We start from the raw sequence: 17,777 nt of genomic DNA, 5'->3' as shown, positions 1-17,777 counted from the left end.
GCGGCGGTCAGAGCTGCGCGGCCGCCAGGGTCGCGACGAACGAGAGCACCACGATCGCGAGGATCGTCCACCCGTGCACACGGTGCGTGATCGGCGCAGCCGTCACGGTCGCCGGCGGCGGGCCGTCCTGCGCGGGCGGCTCGGGCACGAACGCCCGGATGCGCTCGGCCGCAGCGTCGACGTCGAGGCGATCCGCGCCTCCTGGACGACCGTCGACCACGGCGGCGAGCCGGGCCGACCTGCGGGTGGCGAGCCACGTGCGGCGGACGCCCTCGCTCGTGACGATCTCGATGCCGTACTTGGTGCGGACCTCGGTGACGCGGCGCCAGGTGTAGGTGCTGGTGCGGCGGACGTCGACGATGCGGAGGTGCTCGTCGGTCAGCTCGAAGCGCGGGCGCCAGAGGACCGCCCACGCGATGAAGGCGATGCAGATGCTCGGGACCGGGGCGAGCCAGGCGGTGCCGCCGCTCAGGAGGGCGAGGGGGACGAGCGCGGCGGCCGCGACCCACAGGACGACGGCGAGCAGACGCATGCCGGGGGCGAGGATCGTGGTCACGCCGAAGAGGTTACAAGCGAAGAGGTCACGAGATGCCGACCCTTGGTGACACGCAACGCCCGGGGAGCCAAGAGGTTACGAGATGCCGACCCTTGGTGACACGCAACGCCCGGGGAGCCAAGAGGTTACGAGATGCCTCCCCGGGAACGCCCGGGGAGCGGGTGTGACACACCAGCGCGTATCTCCGGACGACCCGATTCCCCGGGGAGGCAGATCCTGTGTGGACCTCTCGTGGCGTCAATCGTCCTCGGCCCCCGTTCGGGTGTCAATACCCCAGACCGTCGCATCTTCGGGGGACCGACACGCCGTGTCACGCCACGAGGAGCTCGATCTGCGCCCGGATCGCGTCCGCCTTGGGGAACCGGAGCCCGACGAGCCCCACGTGCCGCCAGCGGACCACGCCGTCCGGCCCGATCACGAACACGGACCGCCGGAGCCCGATCCCCGGTGCCTGCACGCCGTACGCGCGGATGACGTCCCCCGCGGTGTCGCTCAGCAGGGGGAAGGTGAGCGAGGACCCGCGGGCGAACGCCTCGTGCGAGTCGAGCGCCTGCGGGCTGACGCCCCACACCACGGCGCCGAGGTCGCCGAAGTCGTCGAGTTCCTCTTGGTAGCTGCAGAGCTGTGCCGTGCAGACCGGGGTGGCGTCGCCCGGGTAGAAGGCGAGCACGAGCGTCCGGCCGATCTCGGCGGACAGGGCGTACTCGTCGTCGGTGCGGGTGCCGCCGCGCACGATCATGCCGGGCAGGGTGAATCCGGGTGCGGGATCGCCGACCTCGGGGATGCTCATGCGGCCACGGTAGGTGCGGGACCACGGTCCGGTGCGGCGCCGCGCTGTGGGTTCGCTGTGGGTCCGCCGGGCTGGGGTCGGACGGGTCCGCCGCATCGCCGACGCCCGAACGGGGGATGCCGCGCGGTCGGCGCGGCGGACGCCCGGGACCGGTCGCCGGCCGTGCCGCGGGCGACCAGCGTCAGCGGAAGAGCTGCGGGAACGCGTGCGCGACCCACGGGTACCCGACGAACACCGCGGCGTCGAGCAGGCAGTGCGTGATGACGAGGGGGAGGAGCCGGCCCCACCTCGTGTAGATCCAGCCGAACACGATGCCCATCACGGCGTTCCCGACGAACGCGCCGAACCCCTGGTAGAGGTGGTAGCTCCCGCGCAGGACCGCGGTGGACAGGATGACCTGCCAGCGCCCCCACCCGAGGCCGCCCAGCCGTTCGTAGAGGTACCCGACGACGATCACCTCCTCCTGCAGCCCGGAGCGGATCGCCGAGAGCAGCAGCACGGGGATCGTCCACCAGTACGAGTCGAGCGCCGCCGGGTTCACGTTCACGGTGAACCCGAGCGCCCGCCCGGTGAAGTACAGCGCGAGCCCGGGGATCCCGATGCCGAGGGCGATGAGCGCCGCGCCACCGAGGTCGGGCCGCACGCGGAACCGGTCGATGCCGAGTCGACCGAGGTGCGGGCGGGTGGTGCTCCAGAGCAGGAAGCAGACGAGCGCGACCGGCGCGAGGTCGACCGCGATGCCCACGAGCTGCCGGGCGAGGTCGACGTACTGCACGGTCGTGGTCGAGGTGTTGAGCGCCGTGGACTGCTGCCCGAGCGGCGTCGTCTGCGACAGGTCGTCGATGATCTGCAGCACCGAGTACAGCGCGCTGCCGCCGAGCGAGAGCATCAGCACGATCGTGATCTCGATCCACGTTCGCCGACGGCTCATCGGGGGTACTCCTCTCGGTTGCGAACTACCGGTAGACTGGCGTGTCGGGCGTTCTGCCCACCTCCGGGCAGTGCCACCGCGGCGCGAGCGCCACAGTCGGCCGCCCGATCTTCTTCCGAACACCAAAGGATGTCCTGTATGGCGCTCGCCACCCGGTCCGACCTGCGCAACGTCGCCATCGTGGCACACGTCGACCACGGCAAGACCACCCTCGTCGACGCGATGCTCACGCAGACCAACTCGTTCGACGCCCACTTCGAGGGCGAAGACCGCATGATGGACTCGAACGACCTCGAGCGCGAGAAGGGCATCACGATCCTCGCGAAGAACACGTCGGTGCTCTACAACGGCAAGCACGCGACCGAGTTCGGCGCGGACGGCCCCATCACGATCAACGTCATCGACACCCCGGGTCACGCCGACTTCGGTGGTGAGGTCGAGCGCGGCCTCTCCATGGTCGACGGCGTCGTGCTCCTCGTCGACGCATCAGAGGGTCCGCTGCCCCAGACCCGCTTCGTGCTCCGCAAGGCGCTCGCCGCGAAGCTCCCGGTGATCCTGCTCGTCAACAAGACGGACCGCCCGGACTCCCGCATCGACGAGGTCGTGTCCGAGTCGCAGGACCTCCTGCTCGGGCTCGCCTCCGACCTGTCGGACGAGGTCGACGACCTCGACCTCGACGCCATCCTCGACGTCCCCGTGGTCTACGCCTCGGGTCGTGCGGGTGCCGCCAGCCGCAACAAGCCGGCCGACGGCTCGCTGCCGGACAACGACGACCTCGAGCCCCTGTTCGAGGCGATCCTCCAGCACGTCCCCGCCCCGAAGTACGACGACGAGCACCCGCTGCAGGCGCACGTCACGAACCTCGACGCGTCGCCGTTCCTCGGTCGCCTCGCGCTCCTGCGCATCTTCCACGGCACCATGAAGAAGGGCCAGACGGTCGCGTGGGTCAAGCACGACGGCAGCGTCGTCAACGCCCGCATCACCGAGCTGCTCGTCACCAAGGCGCTCGAGCGCTACCCGGCCGAGTCGGCGGGCCCCGGTGACATCGTCGCCGTCGCCGGCTTCGACACGATCACCATCGGTGAGACCCTGACCGACCCCGAGGACGTCCGTCCGCTGCCGACCATCACGGTCGACGACCCGGCGATCTCGATGACGATCGGCACGAACACCAGCCCGCTCGTCGGCAAGGTCAAGGGCCACAAGCTCACCGCCCGCATGGTCAAGGAGCGCCTCGACCGCGAGCTCATCGGCAACGTCTCGCTCAAGGTCCTCGACATCGGTCGCCCGGACGCGTGGGAGGTCCAGGGCCGCGGCGAGCTCGCGCTGGCCATCCTCGTCGAGCAGATGCGTCGTGAGGGCTTCGAGCTCACGGTCGGCAAGCCGCAGGTCGTCACCAAGCGTGACGAGAACGGCAAGCTCCAGGAGCCCTACGAGCACATGACGATCGACACGCCGGAGGAGTACCTCGGCGCGATCACGCAGCTCATGGCCGCTCGCAAGGGCCGCATGGAGAACATGACGAACCACGGCACCGGCTGGGTGCGCATGGAGTTCATCGTCCCGTCGCGCGGCCTGATCGGCTTCCGCACGTCGTTCCTCACCGAGACCCGCGGCACCGGCATCGCCAACGCGATCTCGCACGGTTACGACGAGTGGGCCGGCCCGATCCAGACCCGCATCAACGGGTCGATCGTGTCCGACCGCTCGGGTGTCGTCACGCCGTTCGCCATCACGAACCTCCAGGAGCGGATGACGTTCTTCGTCAACCCCACCGAAGAGGTCTACGAGGGCATGGTCATCGGCGAGAACTCGCGCGCCGACGACATGGACGTCAACATCACGAAGGAGAAGAAGCTCACGAACATGCGTTCGGCGAACGCTGACACCTTCGAGTCGATGACGCCGTCGCGCCAGCTGTCGCTCGAGGAGTGCCTCGAGTTCGCGCGTGAGGACGAGTGCGTCGAGGTCACCCCCGACGCCGTGCGCATCCGCAAGGTCGAGCTCGACGCGCAGGCCCGCCAGCGCGCCTACGCCCGCCTGAAGCGTCAGGACGCGTAAGCAGCGGTCCATCCAGGAGGCACGGCCTCCCTCCGACGGCCCGGTCACCTCGTTCGAGGTGGCCGGGCCGTCGTCGGATGTACCGTGGTGCGCGTGACTCTCGACCTCCTCTCGGTGTACCAGGACCTCCACGCCCACCCCGAGCTCGGCTTCCAGGAGCACCGCACCGCGGGCATCGTCGCCGACCGGCTCGCGGAGATCGGCGGGATCGAGGTCACCACGGGCGTCGGCGGCACCGGTGTCGTGGGCGTCCTGTCGAACGGCGAGGGGCCCGTCGTCTGGCTCCGCGCCGACATGGACGGGCTCCCGGTCCAGGAGCGCACCGGCCTGCCCTACGCCAGCGAGCACCACGGCACCGACGAGGACGGCAACGACGTCCCGACGATGCACGCCTGCGGCCACGACATCCACGTGACGTGGCTGCTCGGGACCCTCGAGCGCCTCGCCGCCACCACGGGCGACTGGCACGGCACGGTCGTCGGTGTCTTCCAGCCGGCGGAAGAGGTCATCTCCGGCGCCCGCGCCATGGTCGAGGACGGGCTCGTCGAGCGCTTCCCGACGCCCGACGTCGTCCTCGGACAGCACTCCGCGCCGGCGCCGGTCGGCATCGTCGCGGTCGGCAGCGGCCCCGTGATGGCGTCGAGCGACCGCCTGACGGTCACGTTCAACGGCCGCGGCGCGCACGGTTCCGCCCCGCAGGCCTCGCTCGACCCGATCGTCACCGCCGCGTCGGCCGTCGTGCGCCTGCAGACCGTGGTCTCGCGCGAGGTCTCGCCGAGCGACGCCGGGGTCGTCACGGTCGGCAGCTTCCACGCCGGCACCCGCGCGAACATCATCCCCGACCAGGCCGTCATCGAGATCTCGACGCGGGCCCGCAACGAGGAGACCCGCGAGCGGATCATCGCCTCGATCGAGCGCATCGTCCGCGCCGAGAGCGAGGCCGGTGGGCTGCCCGAGCCGACGATCGTGCGGTCGCCGGGTGCCGAGGTCACCGTGAACGACGCCGAGGCCGCCCAGACCGTGCTCGACGCGATCCGCGCCGAGGTCCCCGGAGCCCGCGACCTCGAGATCGGCCTGGCGATGGCGTCCGAGGACGTCGGCCAGCTCGCCACCGCCGCCGGAGCGCCGCTCGTGTACTGGTTCACCGGCATCACCGACCCGGAGCTGTTCCGTCGCGGCGAGGACATCCCGAGCAACCACTCGCCCTTCTACGCGCCGCAGGCCGAGACGGCGATCCCGGTGGGCGTCGACGCCCTCGTGGCGGCGACGCGCGCGTACGTCGCCTGACGCGGGCGGTCCCGCAGGACCGAGCCAGGAGGCGCGGCGCGACCCCGCCACGCACGTGACGTTCCCAGGGGACTCACGCCGCGCCTCCCGTCTCGCCCCCTAGGGTGCTGGGCATGCGCACCCCGACCCGCACCCTGATCGCCGCCGTCGCCGCCGGCATCGCCCTCGCCGGACTGGCCGGCTGCTCGTCCGACGCCGTGAAGCAGGCCACCGACCTCGGCTCGTCGGTCGCGTCGAGCGTCGCCGAGGGCGTGCAGGGCATCGACGGCAAGGCCGTCCAGGACGGCATGGCGTCGGTCGCCGGCGGCATCGACGGCGCACTCGACACCGCGCTCAAGGGCGCGAACGTGACCTCGGACGGCAAGGTCCCCGACGGCTTCCCGACGAAGGACGTCCCGCTCGTCGACGGCACCGTGCTCGGCGGCGGGAGCGGGCCGAACGGCTCCGGGTGGGTGGCACAGGTCCGTGCCGCCTCGGTCGACGACTTCCAGGCCGCCGCGCAGCAGCTCACCGACGCCGGGTTCACCGAGTCGGCGAAGCGGGCGGACTCGTCCAGCGCCTTCGGGATGTTCCGGAGCGACGGCTACCGCGTGGTCCTGACCTTCTCCGACGGCAGCGACGGCGTCACCGCGACCTACATCGTGACGCCCCGCTAGTCACCGCTGGGTACGCTTGGACCCGATGTCGAAGGCCCCCGCAACCCGCCCCGAGCGCGTCCTGTTCGTGCACGCCCACCCCGACGACGAGACGCTCTCGTCGGGCGGGACGATCGCCACCCTGCTCGAGCTCGGCGCCGAGGTGACCGTGCTCACCGCCACCCATGGCGAGCGCGGCGAGATGCTGACGCCCGAGCTCGCGCCGCTCTTCGGCGACGGTCCGCGGGTCGCCGCGCACCGCGAGACCGAGATCGCCGCCGCCCTCGCCGCACTCGGCGGGCCGGCGCACCTCTGGCTCGGCGGGCCGGGTGCGCGTCCGACGGACCTGCCCGAGCGCCGCTACACCGACTCCGGCATGCAGTGGGGCCCCGACGGACGCGCCGTCGCCGCCGGGGACGCCCCGGCGGACTCGCTGACCGCGGCGGACCTCGGCGAGGTCGTCGACGACATCCGCGCCGCGATCCGGTCCACCGGCGCGGACGCGGTGGTGAGCTACGCCGACGACGGCGGCTACGGCCACCCCGACCACGTGCGGGTCCACCACGCCGCGCGGTACGCCGCCCGTGCCGAGGAACTCCCGTTCTCGATGATCGTGGACCCCGACTCCGGGCAGGCGGACCTGACCGTCGACGTCGTGCCGGTGCGGGCGAAGGTCCGGGCGGCCGTCGAGCAGTACCGGTCCCAGGTGACGGTCGACCCGGTCGATCCCCGTGACCCGACCGCGCTGTCGTGGGTGATGCCGCACGGTGCCCGGCACCAGGCGCCGGCGGTCGAGGCGTTCCGTCACGACGCCGACCGGGTCCCGCAGGCGCCGCAGACGTTCGCCGAGTTCTCGCGGCAGGGGAAGGTCACCGCCGTCGTGGTCGCCCTCGTGCTCGGACTCGTCGCCGGGGGACTCGGCACGGTCACGCACCAGCAGACCCTCGGGGCGTTCCCGGTCGGCATCGTGCTCACCTCGTTGATCGTGATCGGGCTCACGGTCGGCATCCGGCTGCTGTACCGGTCGCGGGCGATGGTCGCGGCGGTCGGCATCGGGATCATCGCCGCGACGCAGGTGCTGTCGTCGGTGGGCGGGCAGAGCTCCCCGCTCGTGCTCGCCAACGCCGCGGGCTACGTGTGGACGTTCGGGCCGGCGGCCGTCACGGCGCTCGTGCTCGCGTGGCCCGACCTGTCCGGCATCCGGGCGTCGGCCGCCGGGCGGTCGGGGACGGCCGACCGGGCCTGACGGTCCGTCCGCCGGGCGGTCAGGTGCGGCCGGGTCGCGCGGGTAGACTCGATCTGCTCAGTCCGAAGGGAGCACCCCAACCGTGACGTACGTGATCGCCCAGCCCTGTGTCGACGTCAAGGACCGCGCCTGCATCGACGAATGCCCGGTCGACTGCATCTACGAGGGTGACCGGTCGCTGTACATCCACCCCGACGAGTGCGTCGACTGCGGTGCGTGCGAGCCGGTGTGCCCGGTCGAGGCGATCTACTACGAGGACGACCTCCCCGACGAGTGGGCCGACTACTACAAGGCCAACGTCGAGTTCTTCGAAGAGGTCGGTTCCCCCGGCGGTGCCGCGAAGGTCGGTGTGATCCACAAGGACCACCCGGTCGTCATGGCCGAACCGCCCCGCGGCTGAACCGGATCCGACCCGTGGCGCTCGACCTCCCCGACTTCCCCTGGGACCAGCTCGTCCCGTTCAAGCAGCAGGCCGCGGCGGTCGAGGGCGGCATCGTCGACCTCAGCGTCGGCTCGCCCGTCGACCCGACGCCCGCCGTCGTCCGCACGGCGCTGGCCGAGGCGACCGACGCGCACGCCTACCCGCAGGTCGCCGGCACCCCGGCCCTGCGCGAGGCGATCGCGGACTGGTACGGCCGGCGCCAGGGCGTGACCCTCACGCCGGACCAGGTGCTCCCGACCATCGGGTCGAAGGAGTTCATCGCCGGGCTCGCGCTCTGGCTCGGCATCGGCCGCGGCGACACGGTGGTGTTCCCGGCCGCGGCGTACCCGACGTACGAGCTCGGTGCGGCCCTGGTCGGCGCCGATGCCCTCGCGTCGGACGACCCGGCCGCCTGGCCGTCCACCACGAAGCTCGTCTGGCTGAACTCCCCGGGCAACCCCGACGGCCGCGTCCTGTCGATCGACGAGCTGCGCGCCGCGGTCGAGCGGGCGCGGGAGCTCGACGCCGTCATCGTCGGCGACGAGTGCTACGCCGAACTCGGGTGGGAACCGCCGTACGACACCGCACCGACCCCGACGATCCTCGACCCCCGGGTCGTGGGCGACTCGGTGGACGGGGTGCTCAGCGTCTACTCGCTCTCGAAGCAGTCGAACCTCGCGGGCTACCGGGCGGCCTTCGTCGCCGGTGACGCGCGGGTCCTCGCCGAGGTGCTCGCGGTCCGCAAGCACACGGGCATGATGCCGCCGCTCCCGGTGCAGGAAGCGATGATCGTCGCCCTCGCCGACGAGTCCCACGTGCAGGCGCAGAAGGCGCTCTACCGCGCTCGACGGAACATGCTCCGACGGGCACTCGAAGGCGCCGGCTTCCGGGTCGACCACAGCGAGGCGGGCCTCTACCTCTGGGCCACCCGCGGCGAGCCCGCGCTCGACACCGTCGCCTGGCTGGCCGAGCGCGGGATCCTCGTCGCACCGGGGACCTTCTACGGCGCAGTGGGTGCCGAGTACGTGCGTGTGGCGCTCACGGCGACCGACGAGCGCATCGCCGCAGCCGCGCAGCGACTGGCGAGCGGGCGTCGTCTGGCGTCCGCCTGAGCCTTTCGCGCTCGGCGCAATCCGTGGTTCCCACCAAGTCCTGAGGCTCGATGTGTGCACGACCGACAGTGGGCGCGATTAGGCTGTCACCGTGACTGACACTGCCAATGACGCTCAGAAGACGGCCACACCGCCCACCACGCCCGTCCCCGTGAGTCCCGCCGCCGAGCAGACCGCGGCGACCGCGACGCTGACGTACCCGGGCGGCACGGCGGAGTTCCCGATCCTGCCGAGCGTCGACGGTGCGTCCACCATCGACATCTCGACGTTCAAGAAGCAGACCGGGATGAACACGCTCGACTACGGGTTCGTGAACACCGGGTCGACGAAGAGCGCCATCACCTACATCGACGGCGACCAGGGCATCCTGCGGTACCGCGGCTACCCGATCGACCAGGTCGCGTCGAACCTGACCTTCCTCGAGGTCGCCTGGCTCCTCATCTACGGCGAACTGCCGACGCCCGCCGAGCTCGAGTCCTTCGACGCCCGGATCCGCCGCCACACGCTGCTGCACGAGGACCTCCGTCGTCTGTTCGACGCCCTGCCGCACTCGGCGCATCCGATGTCCGTCCTCTCCAGCGCCGTCAGCGCCCTGTCGACCTACTACGAGGACGACATGGACGTCGACGACCCCGAGAAGGTCGAGCTCCAGACCGTCCGGCTCCTCGCGAAGCTGCCGGTGATCGCCGCGTACGCGCACAAGAAGTCCATCGGGCAGGCGTTCCTCTACCCGGACAACTCGCTGTCCTTCGTCGACAACTTCCTGCGCCTGAACTTCGGCACGATGGCCGAGACCTACCAGCCGAACCCGGTGCTGTCGAAGGCGCTCGAGCGGCTCCTGATCCTGCACGAGGACCACGAGCAGAACGCCTCCACCGCCACGGTCCGGATGGTCGGGTCGACGAAGGCGAACATGTTCGCCTCGATCTCCGCCGGCATCAACGCACTGTACGGTCCGCTGCACGGCGGCGCGAACGAGGCCGTGCTCGAGATGCTCCAGCAGATCAAGGACTCGGGCGAGCCCGTGACGCGCTTCGTCGAGCGCGTGAAGAACAAGGAGCGCGGCGTGAAGCTCATGGGCTTCGGGCACCGCGTCTACAAGAACTACGACCCGCGGGCGAAGCTCGTGAAGGAGTCGGCGCACGAGGTGCTCGAGGCGCTGGGCGTGCAGGACGACCTGCTCGACATCGCCATGGAGCTCGAGGGCATCGCGCTCGAGGACGAGTACTTCGTCAGTCGGAAGCTCTACCCGAACGTCGACTTCTACACGGGCATCATCTACAAGGCGATGGGCTTCCCGCCGCGGATGTTCACGGTCCTGTTCGCCATCGGGCGTCTGCCCGGGTGGATCGCGCAGTGGCGCGAGCTCAACAACGACCCGCTGAACAAGATCGGGCGTCCGCAGCAGCTCTACGTCGGGCACCCGGAGCGCGACCTGCCCGCACGCTGACGCGGCGCGCAGCCACGCGCGGGCGCGGCGGTGGACCGACAGATCGACGGACGGGAGGCACGGTGCGGGCCGGCACCGTGCCTCCCGTCCGTCGCACGGTCGGCTCCGCCGCGTGCCCGCCCGCGCCGCTCAGGCGCCGGACGAGCGCGCCGCCCAGGCGGTGACGAGATCGAGCGCCCGGTCCGAGTCCGATGACCCCGGCCGGTTGAGGAAGGCGTGGCGCGCTGCCGGGAGCACGTGCCGTTCGACCGCGACCCCGGCGCCGCGCAGCTCGTCGACGAACCGGTCGCCCGAGGCCCGCATCGTGTCGTGCTCGGCGTCCACCATGAGCGTGCGGGGGAAGCCGGAGAGGTCCTCGCCGCCGGGGAACGCGGTGGCGGTGTCACCCGCGCGGCCGACGTGGTTCCGGTTCGCCCGGTCGAGCAGTGCCGGGTGGTGCGTGAGCCGCCGGTGCCCGCGGACCGATCGGAGGACTGCCGCGTCGCGCGGGGTGCGGGCGTGGAAGAACCCGTACGCGAGGACGAGTCCGTCCGGCCGTGCGGCGTCCGGCAGCGTCCGGGTCACGGCTGCTGCGAGGCACGCGCCGGCACTCGCCCCGCCGAGGAAGACGGGACCGTCGGTCTCGCCGCGGACGACCTCGAGCACGGCGCGGACCTCGTCGTTCGGCACCGGGTGGCGGCGTCGCCCCCGGGTTCCTCGGCGTCCGACGACGGGCAACCCGGGCAGGGGAGCGAGGCGGTACCCGACCGTGACGACGTCGAGCCCGCGGTCGGCGAGGGTGCCGGCGACGACGTGCGCTTCCGGCAGGTCGAGGCTGCCGCGGAAGAACCCACCCCCGTGCAACCACACGAGCGTCGTGGCCGACGTCGTGCGCCGGCGTGCGGCGTACCGGCGGACCGGCACCGGGCCGTGCGGTCCGTCGACCGTTCCCCCCACGGACGGACCGCCTACGCGTGCAGCGCGGTGTTGAGCTGGATGCCCTGCCCCTGGCGCTGCAGTGCCTCCACCGCGCCGGAGACCGAGTTGCGGCGGAACAGGATGTTGGGCGTGCCGGAGAGCTCGGCGGCCTTGACCGTCTTCGGGGTGCCGTCCGGGTTCGGGGCCGCGCCGACGAGGACGACCTTCGTGCCGGCCGTTACGTACAGCCCGGCCTCGACCACCGAGTCGTCGCCGAGCGAGATGCCGAGACCGGCGTTCGCACCGAGCAGCGCGCGCTCGCCGAGGGAGACGCGGTGGGTGCCGCCGCCGGACAGCGTGCCCATGATGGAGGCACCGCCGCCGATGTCCGTGCCGTTCCCGACGACGACGCCCTGCGAGACACGGCCCTCGATCATCGCGTCGCCGAGGGTGCCGGCGTTGAAGTTCACGAAGCCCTCGTGCATCACCGTCGTGCCGGGAGCGAGGTGGGCGCCGAGCCGGACCCGGTTCGCGTCGGCGATGCGCACGCGGTCGGGCACGACGTAGTCGACCAGCCGGGGGAACTTGTCGATCGCGTGCACGGCGATCCCGGCGCGCTGCAGGCCGGGGCGGAGGCGGGTCAGGTCGTCGGGGTGCACCGGGCCCGCGTTCGTCCACGCGACGATCGGCAGGTGGGCGAAGACACCGTCGAGGTTGACCTCGTTCGGCGCCACGTGCAGGTGACTGAGGAGGTGCAGGCGGAGGTACGCGTCCGGCGTGCTCGCGGGTGCGGCGTCGATCGTGACCTCGGTCGTGACCGCCTCGATCGTGACACCGCGGCGCGGGTCGTCGCCGACGTGTGCGCGCAGGTCGGCGGGGAACACGGCGTCGGCGGGCAGCGTGCCGACGAACGTCTCCGGGTACCAGGTGTCGAGCGTCGTGCCGTCGGCGGCGATCGTCGCGAGGCCGTGGCCCCAGGCGTGGGTCGGGCGGGCGGTGGCAGCGGTCGTGTCGGTCACCGGACCAGGGTACCCAGCGAGGGGAGGGGGCCACCCGTCCGTCCGGACGGCTCCGCCGGGCTGCAAGGGTCGGCCGGTAGGCTTCCCGCATGCCGGAGCCGCTCGACCTCACCGCCTCGTCCATCGACATCACCCGTGCCATCTGCGACATCGAGTCGGTGTCCGGTGACGAAGGGCCGCTCGCCGACGCGATCGAGGCCGCCCTGACGCCGCTGCCCCACCTCGAGGTGATCCGCGACGGCGACGCGATCGTGGCACGGACGAACCTCGGTCGTGACCGCCGCGTGGTCATCGCGGGGCACATCGACACCGTGCCGCTCAACGGCAACCTGCCGACCGAGTTCCGGACCGCCGAGGACGGCACCGAGATCCTCTGGGGCCGCGGCACGGTGGACATGAAGGCCGGTTGCGCGGTCCAGCTCAAGCTTGCGTACGACCTCGCCGAGCCGAACGTCGACGTCACCTGGGTCTTCTACGACCACGAAGAGGTGAGCGATGCGCTGAACGGCCTCGGACGCCTGGCGCGGACGCGTCCCGAGCTCCTCGCGGGCGACTTCGCGATCCTCGGCGAGCCCTCCGGTGCGCAGATCGAGGGCGGCTGCAACGGCAACCTCCGGGCCGAGGTCCGCGCGTACGGCGAGCGCTCGCACAGCGCCCGGAGCTGGATCGGCGACAACGCGATCCACAAGGCCGCGCCGATCCTGGCCACGCTCGCCGCCTACGAGCCGCGCACGGTCACGGTCGACGGACTCGACTACCGCGAAGGCCTCAACGCCGTCGGCATCACGGGCGGCATCGCCGGCAACGTCATCCCCGACGAGGTCATGGTGCACGTCAACTACCGCTTCGCCCCGTCGCGCAGCGCGGACGAGGCCGTCGCCCACATCCGCGAGCTCTTCGACGGCTACGACGTGCAGATCGTCGACCTCGCTGCCGGTGCCCGACCCGGACTCGACGCCCCGCTGGCGCAGGACTTCGTCGCCGCGGTCGGCGGTCCCGCGCCCCGCCCGAAGTACGGGTGGACCGACGTCGCACGCTTCTCGGCGCTCGGCGTCCCCGCGGTCAACTACGGGCCCGGCGAGCCGGTCTTCGCCCACCACGACGACGAGCAGGTCCCCGTCGACCAGATCACCGCGGTCGAGCACGGTCTGCGTCGGTGGCTGACGGCCTGACCACGGCCGGGTCCACCCGGCTGAGCCCTGCCCGCGCCCGGTGGCACGCCCGCTACCGGGTCGTGCCGTGGTGGCTGCGGATCACGGTCGTGTACGTGCTCGCGCGGATCGTCACGGGCACGATGCTCGCCGCGTTCGCGAGCGTGCAGGCGGCGAACTCCTTCACGGTGCAGCACCCCGGCCTGCTGTCGTTCTCGTCGATCTGGGACGGTGCCTGGTACCGGGTGATCGCCGCGTCCGGGTACCCCTCGACGCTGCCGATCGACGCCACGGGACACGTGACCGAGAACGCGTGGGCGTTCATGCCCGCCTACCCCTTCCTGGTGCGGGGCCTGATGGCGCTGACGGGCGCGTCCTTCGAGTTCGTCGCCGTGTCCGTCTCGCTCCTGTTCGGCTGGGGAGCGGCGCTCGCGTTCCGGCGGCTGATGGGTCGGTTCCTCGACCCGGCGCGGGCGACCTTCGCGACCGTGCTGTTCTGCGTCGCACCCGTCTCGGCGATGTTCCAGGTCGCGTACGCCGAGTCGATGGGCCTGTTCCTGCTCCTCGTCGCGTTGCTGCTGATGGTGGACCGCCGCTGGTGGTCGATGCTCCCGGTCGTCCTGCTGCTCGGGATGACCCGGCCCACCGGGCTGGCCTTCGCGCTGCTGATCGTGCTGTTCCTCGCCGCGTGGTTCGTCCGCCCGTCGTGGGTCCGCGCGTCGTCGCCGCTCACCGTGCAGCGGTTCGTCCCACCCGCGGTGGTCGCGGTCGTGTCCGGGATCGTCGGGCTGGCGTGGCCGGCGATCGCCTGGGCGGTGACCGGGGTGCCCCGGGCGTACACGGACACCGAACTGGCGTGGCGGTCGTCGTACATCGGGTGGCGGGAACTCGTCCCGTTCGCGCCGTGGGTGCAGGGCTTCGGGTGGTGGTTCGGGCAGCCGGCCGGCGCGATCCTGCTCGCCGTCGTGGTGGTCGGGTTCGCCGCGTTCGTGGCCCTGCCGGCCGCGCGGCGGATCGGGCTCGAGCTGCGGCTCTGGGGCGTCGCCTACCTGGTGTACCTGCTGGCCGTGTTCTTCCCGCAGTCGAGCACCTGGCGCATCCTGCTGCCGATCGCCCCGCTGCTCGGGATCGTCGCGCTGCCGCGCTCACGGGTGTACCGGGTGGCGGTCGTGGTGGTCTGCATCGCGCTGCAGTGGGTGTGGATGTACTACTGCTGGTGGATCGACGGCTACGACTGGACCCCGCCGTGATCGACGTCGGCCTCGCGGTCCTCGCCGCCTCGCGCCACCGCCTCGGGGTCGGCTGACGCCGCCGCGTGGATCATCGCGTTCGCGGTCGCGATGAACGGCACCGCGAAGAACGCCCCGACGACGCCGGCGATCGTCGTGCCCGCGGTGACGCCGAGCACGACACCGAGCGGGTGCACGCGCACGGCCGAGCCGGTGAGGAACGGGTGCAGGACGTGGCTCTCGAGCTGCTGCACGGCGATCACGATGCCGAGCATGACCAGCGCGGGCACCCAGCCGTTGAACACGAGCGCGACGAGCACCGCGACGACGCCCGCGACGATCGCGCCGACCACCGGCACGAAGGCACCGAAGAACACGATGACGCCGATCGGGATCGCGAGCGGCACCTGCAGCGCGAGGGCGCCGATCACGATGCCGAGCGCGTCCGTCACCGCGACGACGAGCTGGACGCGGATGAAGCTCGTCAGCGTCTTCCAGCCGGCGTGCCCGGCGACGTCGATGCGAGCGCGCGCTCGGCGGGGGAAGAGCCGCACCACCCACGACCAGATGCGCGGGCCGTCGACGAGCACGAAGATCGTCGTGAACACCGCGATGAAGAGGCCCTCGAGCAGGTGCACCAGCCCGCTCCCGGCCTCGGCCGCACCCGAGGCGATCGACGACGCGTGGGTCTGCAGGAACTTCGTGCCGTCGGACAGCCACTTCGTGACCTGCGACGCCGTGATGCCGAACGGCTCGGTGGCCAACAGGCTCTGCAGCGACTGCACGTTGTGGTCGAGACGGTGCTCGAGCGACGGCAGGTCGTACCGGATCTGTGCCGTGACGACCAGCGCGAGGACGCCGATGACGATCACGACGGCGAGGAAGCACGACAGCACCGCGAGCCACTTCGGCCAGCGGTGGCGCTGCAGGAACAGCGAGAACGGCGCGAGCAGGGCGCACACGATGAGGCCGATCAGGAACGGCACCACGATGTCCTGCAGCAGGACCACGAGTGCCACGACGACGGCGAGGGCGACGACGACGACGAGCATCCGCCACGAGAACGCCCCCGCGACGCGCACGCCGACGGGGACGGCCTCGACGGCGGGGTCGAGCGGTTGACGGCGCTTGGAGCGGATGTACGGCACACGCCAAGGTGACCACTCGGAACCGCGAGAACGTCGCGATCCACGACCCCCAACCTGGGCGGTTTCGCAGTTCCCCCATCGATACGAGATAATGGGGGTGCATGTACTGCACGAAAGGGGACATCTGATGGCAGCCATGAAGCCGAGGACCGGTGACGGGCCGATGGAGGCTGTTAAGGAGGGTCGACTCATCATCGTGCGGGTTCCGCTCGAAGGTGGAGGCCGCCTGGTCGTCTCGGTCAACGATGCCGAGGCCAAGGAACTCCACGACGCACTCGCCGAGGTCGTCTCGGCCTAGTACGTCGACGCACCAGAACGGAGGGCCCGGAGCGCGTACGCTCCGGGCCCTCCGTCCGTCCGTCCCGCCCGGCGCCGATGTCGGCGTGGCACGGCAGGATGGGCTCCGTGCCGAGGACCCACCTGCCGATCCGTCGCGTCGAGGAGTACTGCGACCCCGACCCGATGCCGCGCGACGTCTGGCCCGCCACACTCGCCCCCGTCCGGCAGCTCCTCGACGAGGGGCTCGACCTCGACCCCGTCACGGTGTTCGTCGGGGAGAACGGCGTCGGCAAGTCCACCATCGTCGAGGCCATCGCGCTGCAGTTCGGCATGGGGCCGGAGGGCGGCGGCACCGGATCGCAGCACTCGACCCGCGCCTCCGAGTCCGACCTGTGCGAACACATCGCCGTCCGCCGCGACTTCGGGGCACCCCGCGGCGGGTTCTTCCTCCGGGCGGAGACCATGCACGGGTTCTTCACCTACCTCGAGGAACACCCGAACCTGTCTCGGCCGGAGCCCGTCTTCCACGAGCGCAGCCACGGCGAGTCCTTCCTCGACTTCGTGATCGACCGTGCGCGGTGGCCCGGGTTGTGGATCCTCGACGAACCCGAGTCCGCGCTGTCGTTCTCCGGCTGCCTGGCGCTCATCGGCCTGCTGCAGTCGATCGTCGAGAGCGGCGTCGGGCAGGTGCTCATGTCGACGCACTCACCGGTGCTCGCAGCCTTCCCCGGCGCGACGATCCACGAGGTCGGCGAGTGGGGCCTGCGGCGCACGGAGTGGGCCGACCTCGACCTCGTCCGGCACCAGCGGTCGTTCCTCGAGTCCCCGGAGCGCTACCTGCGCCACCTGGGGCACGACGACTCCGACCGAGACGGCACCGTCTAAGCGGAAACCTTCGTCATCTGCAGCAGTCCGTCTCCGGCGGGGGAGAGTGCGCTGATGACCGCACCCGACGTCGACACCTCGGTGAGCAGCAGCCGGAAGTCGGTCGTCGCCCGGTCCCGCTTCACCGGGTCGGCCACCCGGCCCCGCCAGAGCGCGTGCGGCACGAGGACGGTCCCGCCGAGCCGAGCGAGCCGCAGTCCGTGCTCGACGTACTCGATGACGTGCTCCGGGTCGGCGTCGACGAGGACGACGTCGTACGAGGCCTCGTTCATGCGCGGCAGCACCTGGTTCGCCCGACCCGGGATGAGCCGGATCCGGGCGGGGGCGGTGCCCGCGGCGATGTACGCGTCACGGGCGTACTGCTGGTGGTCGACCTCGATGTCGATCGTGGTGAGCGTGGCGGACGGTGCGCCGCCGAGCAGGTACAGCCCGGACACCCCCAGGCCGGTGCCGATCTCGATCATGCTCGTGGCGCGCGAGGCGGCCGCGACGACCCCGATCTGTGCGCCGATGGCGGGGGAGATCGCCTCGACCCCGAGTTCGAGGGAGTGCTCCCTGGCTCGGGCGATCACCTCGGACTCCGAGACGATGTCCTCGGCGAACTTCCAGTTCGACTCTTTCTCTGACACGCACACTCCGTTCGGGTGACAACTCTACGGGTGCTCCGGGGTGTGGACGGG

General features: G+C 71.5%; 18 protein-coding genes. 11 read left to right on the top strand and 7 right to left on the bottom strand.

Annotated features, from left to right (window positions below; genetic code table 11):
• Nucleotides 1-7: 7 nt before the first annotated feature.
• The 3 genes from HWD93_RS05830 to HWD93_RS05820 all read right to left on the bottom strand — a co-directional run bounded on the left by HWD93_RS05830 (nt 8) and on the right by HWD93_RS05820 (nt 2,277).
• Entirely contained in the window at nt 8-556 is a 549-nt protein-coding gene (locus tag HWD93_RS05830) for a hypothetical protein (protein ID WP_261646321.1), read from the bottom strand.
• Between the two features lie 310 nt (nt 557-866).
• Nucleotides 867-1,346: a peroxiredoxin gene (locus HWD93_RS05825; RefSeq protein WP_261646320.1), complete on the bottom strand. Its 480-nt coding sequence runs from the start codon at nt 1,344-1,346 to the stop codon at nt 867-869.
• Between the two features lie 181 nt (nt 1,347-1,527).
• Nucleotides 1,528-2,277: a CPBP family intramembrane glutamic endopeptidase gene (locus tag HWD93_RS05820; RefSeq protein WP_071294976.1), complete on the bottom strand. Its 750-nt coding sequence runs from the start codon at nt 2,275-2,277 to the stop codon at nt 1,528-1,530.
• Between the two features lie 138 nt (nt 2,278-2,415).
• Between HWD93_RS05820 and typA the strand changes: the two genes are divergently transcribed.
• The 7 genes from typA (at nt 2,416) to HWD93_RS05785 (ending at nt 10,489) form a co-directional block, all read left to right on the top strand.
• Nucleotides 2,416-4,338: a translational GTPase TypA gene (typA, locus tag HWD93_RS05815; RefSeq protein ID WP_070416707.1), complete on the top strand. Its 1,923-nt coding sequence runs from the start codon at nt 2,416-2,418 to the stop codon at nt 4,336-4,338.
• Between the two features lie 93 nt (nt 4,339-4,431).
• On the top strand, nt 4,432-5,625 hold the full coding sequence (locus tag HWD93_RS05810) for an amidohydrolase (RefSeq protein ID WP_261646319.1): 1,194 nt from the start codon (nt 4,432-4,434) through the stop codon (nt 5,623-5,625).
• A 113-nt stretch (nt 5,626-5,738) separates the two neighbouring features.
• Complete coding sequence (locus HWD93_RS05805) at nt 5,739-6,281, top strand: hypothetical protein (protein ID WP_261646318.1); 543 nt, start codon at nt 5,739-5,741, stop codon at nt 6,279-6,281.
• 25 nt (nt 6,282-6,306) lie between these two features.
• Nucleotides 6,307-7,506 carry a PIG-L family deacetylase gene (locus HWD93_RS05800; RefSeq protein ID WP_261646317.1) on the top strand — a complete coding sequence of 400 codons (1,200 nt, stop codon included), beginning with the start codon at nt 6,307-6,309 and terminating at the stop codon, nt 7,504-7,506.
• An 82-nt stretch (nt 7,507-7,588) separates the two neighbouring features.
• Nucleotides 7,589-7,906 carry a ferredoxin gene (fdxA, locus tag HWD93_RS05795; RefSeq protein ID WP_058728223.1) on the top strand — a complete coding sequence of 106 codons (318 nt, stop codon included), beginning with the start codon at nt 7,589-7,591 and terminating at the stop codon, nt 7,904-7,906.
• Nucleotides 7,907-7,920: 14 nt separating this feature from the next.
• On the top strand, nt 7,921-9,039 hold the full coding sequence (gene dapC, locus HWD93_RS05790; RefSeq protein WP_308202936.1) for a succinyldiaminopimelate transaminase: 1,119 nt from the start codon (nt 7,921-7,923) through the stop codon (nt 9,037-9,039).
• A gap of 151 nt (nt 9,040-9,190) precedes the next feature.
• Entirely contained in the window at nt 9,191-10,489 is a 1,299-nt protein-coding gene (locus HWD93_RS05785; protein ID WP_083403225.1) for a citrate synthase, read from the top strand.
• Between the two features lie 129 nt (nt 10,490-10,618).
• On the opposite strand, the gene HWD93_RS05780 is transcribed toward HWD93_RS05785, so the two are convergent.
• On the bottom strand, nt 10,619-11,425 hold the full coding sequence (locus tag HWD93_RS05780) for an alpha/beta hydrolase (RefSeq protein WP_261646316.1): 807 nt from the start codon (nt 11,423-11,425) through the stop codon (nt 10,619-10,621).
• An 11-nt stretch (nt 11,426-11,436) separates the two neighbouring features.
• Complete coding sequence (dapD, locus tag HWD93_RS05775; RefSeq protein ID WP_229085188.1) at nt 11,437-12,405, bottom strand: 2,3,4,5-tetrahydropyridine-2,6-dicarboxylate N-succinyltransferase; 969 nt, start codon at nt 12,403-12,405, stop codon at nt 11,437-11,439.
• Nucleotides 12,406-12,494: 89 nt separating this feature from the next.
• Between dapD and dapE the strand changes: the two genes are divergently transcribed.
• Nucleotides 12,495-13,577, top strand: a complete 1,083-nt coding sequence (dapE, locus tag HWD93_RS05770) for a succinyl-diaminopimelate desuccinylase (RefSeq protein ID WP_261646315.1) — start codon at nt 12,495-12,497, stop codon at nt 13,575-13,577.
• A complete protein-coding gene (locus HWD93_RS05765; RefSeq protein ID WP_261646314.1) occupies nt 13,562-14,806 on the top strand; it encodes a hypothetical protein in 1,245 nt (414 codons plus the stop codon). The genes dapE and HWD93_RS05765 overlap by 16 nt, the downstream gene beginning before the upstream one ends.
• Here HWD93_RS05765 and HWD93_RS05760 read toward each other — a convergent pair.
• The gene (locus HWD93_RS05760) at nt 14,785-15,933 is read right to left on the bottom strand and encodes an AI-2E family transporter (RefSeq protein ID WP_261646313.1); all 1,149 of its coding nucleotides are present in this window, start codon (nt 15,931-15,933) and stop codon (nt 14,785-14,787) included. The genes HWD93_RS05765 and HWD93_RS05760 overlap by 22 nt on opposite strands.
• Nucleotides 15,934-16,060: 127 nt before the next feature.
• On the opposite strand from HWD93_RS05760, the gene HWD93_RS05755 reads away from it, so the two are divergent.
• Nucleotides 16,061-16,231, top strand: a complete 171-nt coding sequence (locus HWD93_RS05755) for a DUF3117 domain-containing protein (RefSeq protein WP_017887054.1) — start codon at nt 16,061-16,063, stop codon at nt 16,229-16,231.
• A gap of 107 nt (nt 16,232-16,338) precedes the next feature.
• The gene (locus HWD93_RS05750; protein ID WP_308202935.1) at nt 16,339-17,097 is read left to right on the top strand and encodes an AAA family ATPase; all 759 of its coding nucleotides are present in this window, start codon (nt 16,339-16,341) and stop codon (nt 17,095-17,097) included.
• On the opposite strand, the gene HWD93_RS05745 is transcribed toward HWD93_RS05750, so the two are convergent.
• Nucleotides 17,094-17,726 (bottom strand): O-methyltransferase, encoded by a 633-nt coding sequence (locus HWD93_RS05745; protein ID WP_071294984.1) that lies wholly within the window; start codon nt 17,724-17,726, stop codon nt 17,094-17,096. The two genes, HWD93_RS05750 and HWD93_RS05745, sit on opposite strands and share 4 nt — an antisense overlap.
• Nucleotides 17,727-17,777 lie beyond the last annotated feature (51 nt).

It is taken from the genome of Curtobacterium sp. C2H10 (genome assembly GCF_025407985.1).
Lineage (GTDB): Bacteria > Actinomycetota > Actinomycetes > Actinomycetales > Microbacteriaceae > Curtobacterium.
This window is presented reverse-complemented; position numbering and strand designations above follow the sequence as displayed.

Excerpts from the sequence above, each read along its gene's own strand:
- HWD93_RS05825 (WP_261646320.1), bottom strand. The coding sequence starts at position 1,346 with ATGAGCATCCCCGAGGTCGGCGATCCCGCACCCGGATTCACCCTGCCC.
- HWD93_RS05820 (WP_071294976.1), bottom strand. The coding sequence starts at position 2,277 with ATGAGCCGTCGGCGAACGTGGATCGAGATCACGATCGTGCTGATGCTC.
- typA (WP_070416707.1), top strand. The coding sequence starts at position 2,416 with ATGGCGCTCGCCACCCGGTCCGACCTGCGCAACGTCGCCATCGTGGCA.
- HWD93_RS05805 (WP_261646318.1), top strand. The coding sequence starts at position 5,739 with ATGCGCACCCCGACCCGCACCCTGATCGCCGCCGTCGCCGCCGGCATC.
- HWD93_RS05800 (WP_261646317.1), top strand. The coding sequence starts at position 6,307 with ATGTCGAAGGCCCCCGCAACCCGCCCCGAGCGCGTCCTGTTCGTGCAC.
- dapE (WP_261646315.1), top strand. The coding sequence starts at position 12,495 with ATGCCGGAGCCGCTCGACCTCACCGCCTCGTCCATCGACATCACCCGT.
- HWD93_RS05755 (WP_017887054.1), top strand. The coding sequence starts at position 16,061 with ATGGCAGCCATGAAGCCGAGGACCGGTGACGGGCCGATGGAGGCTGTT.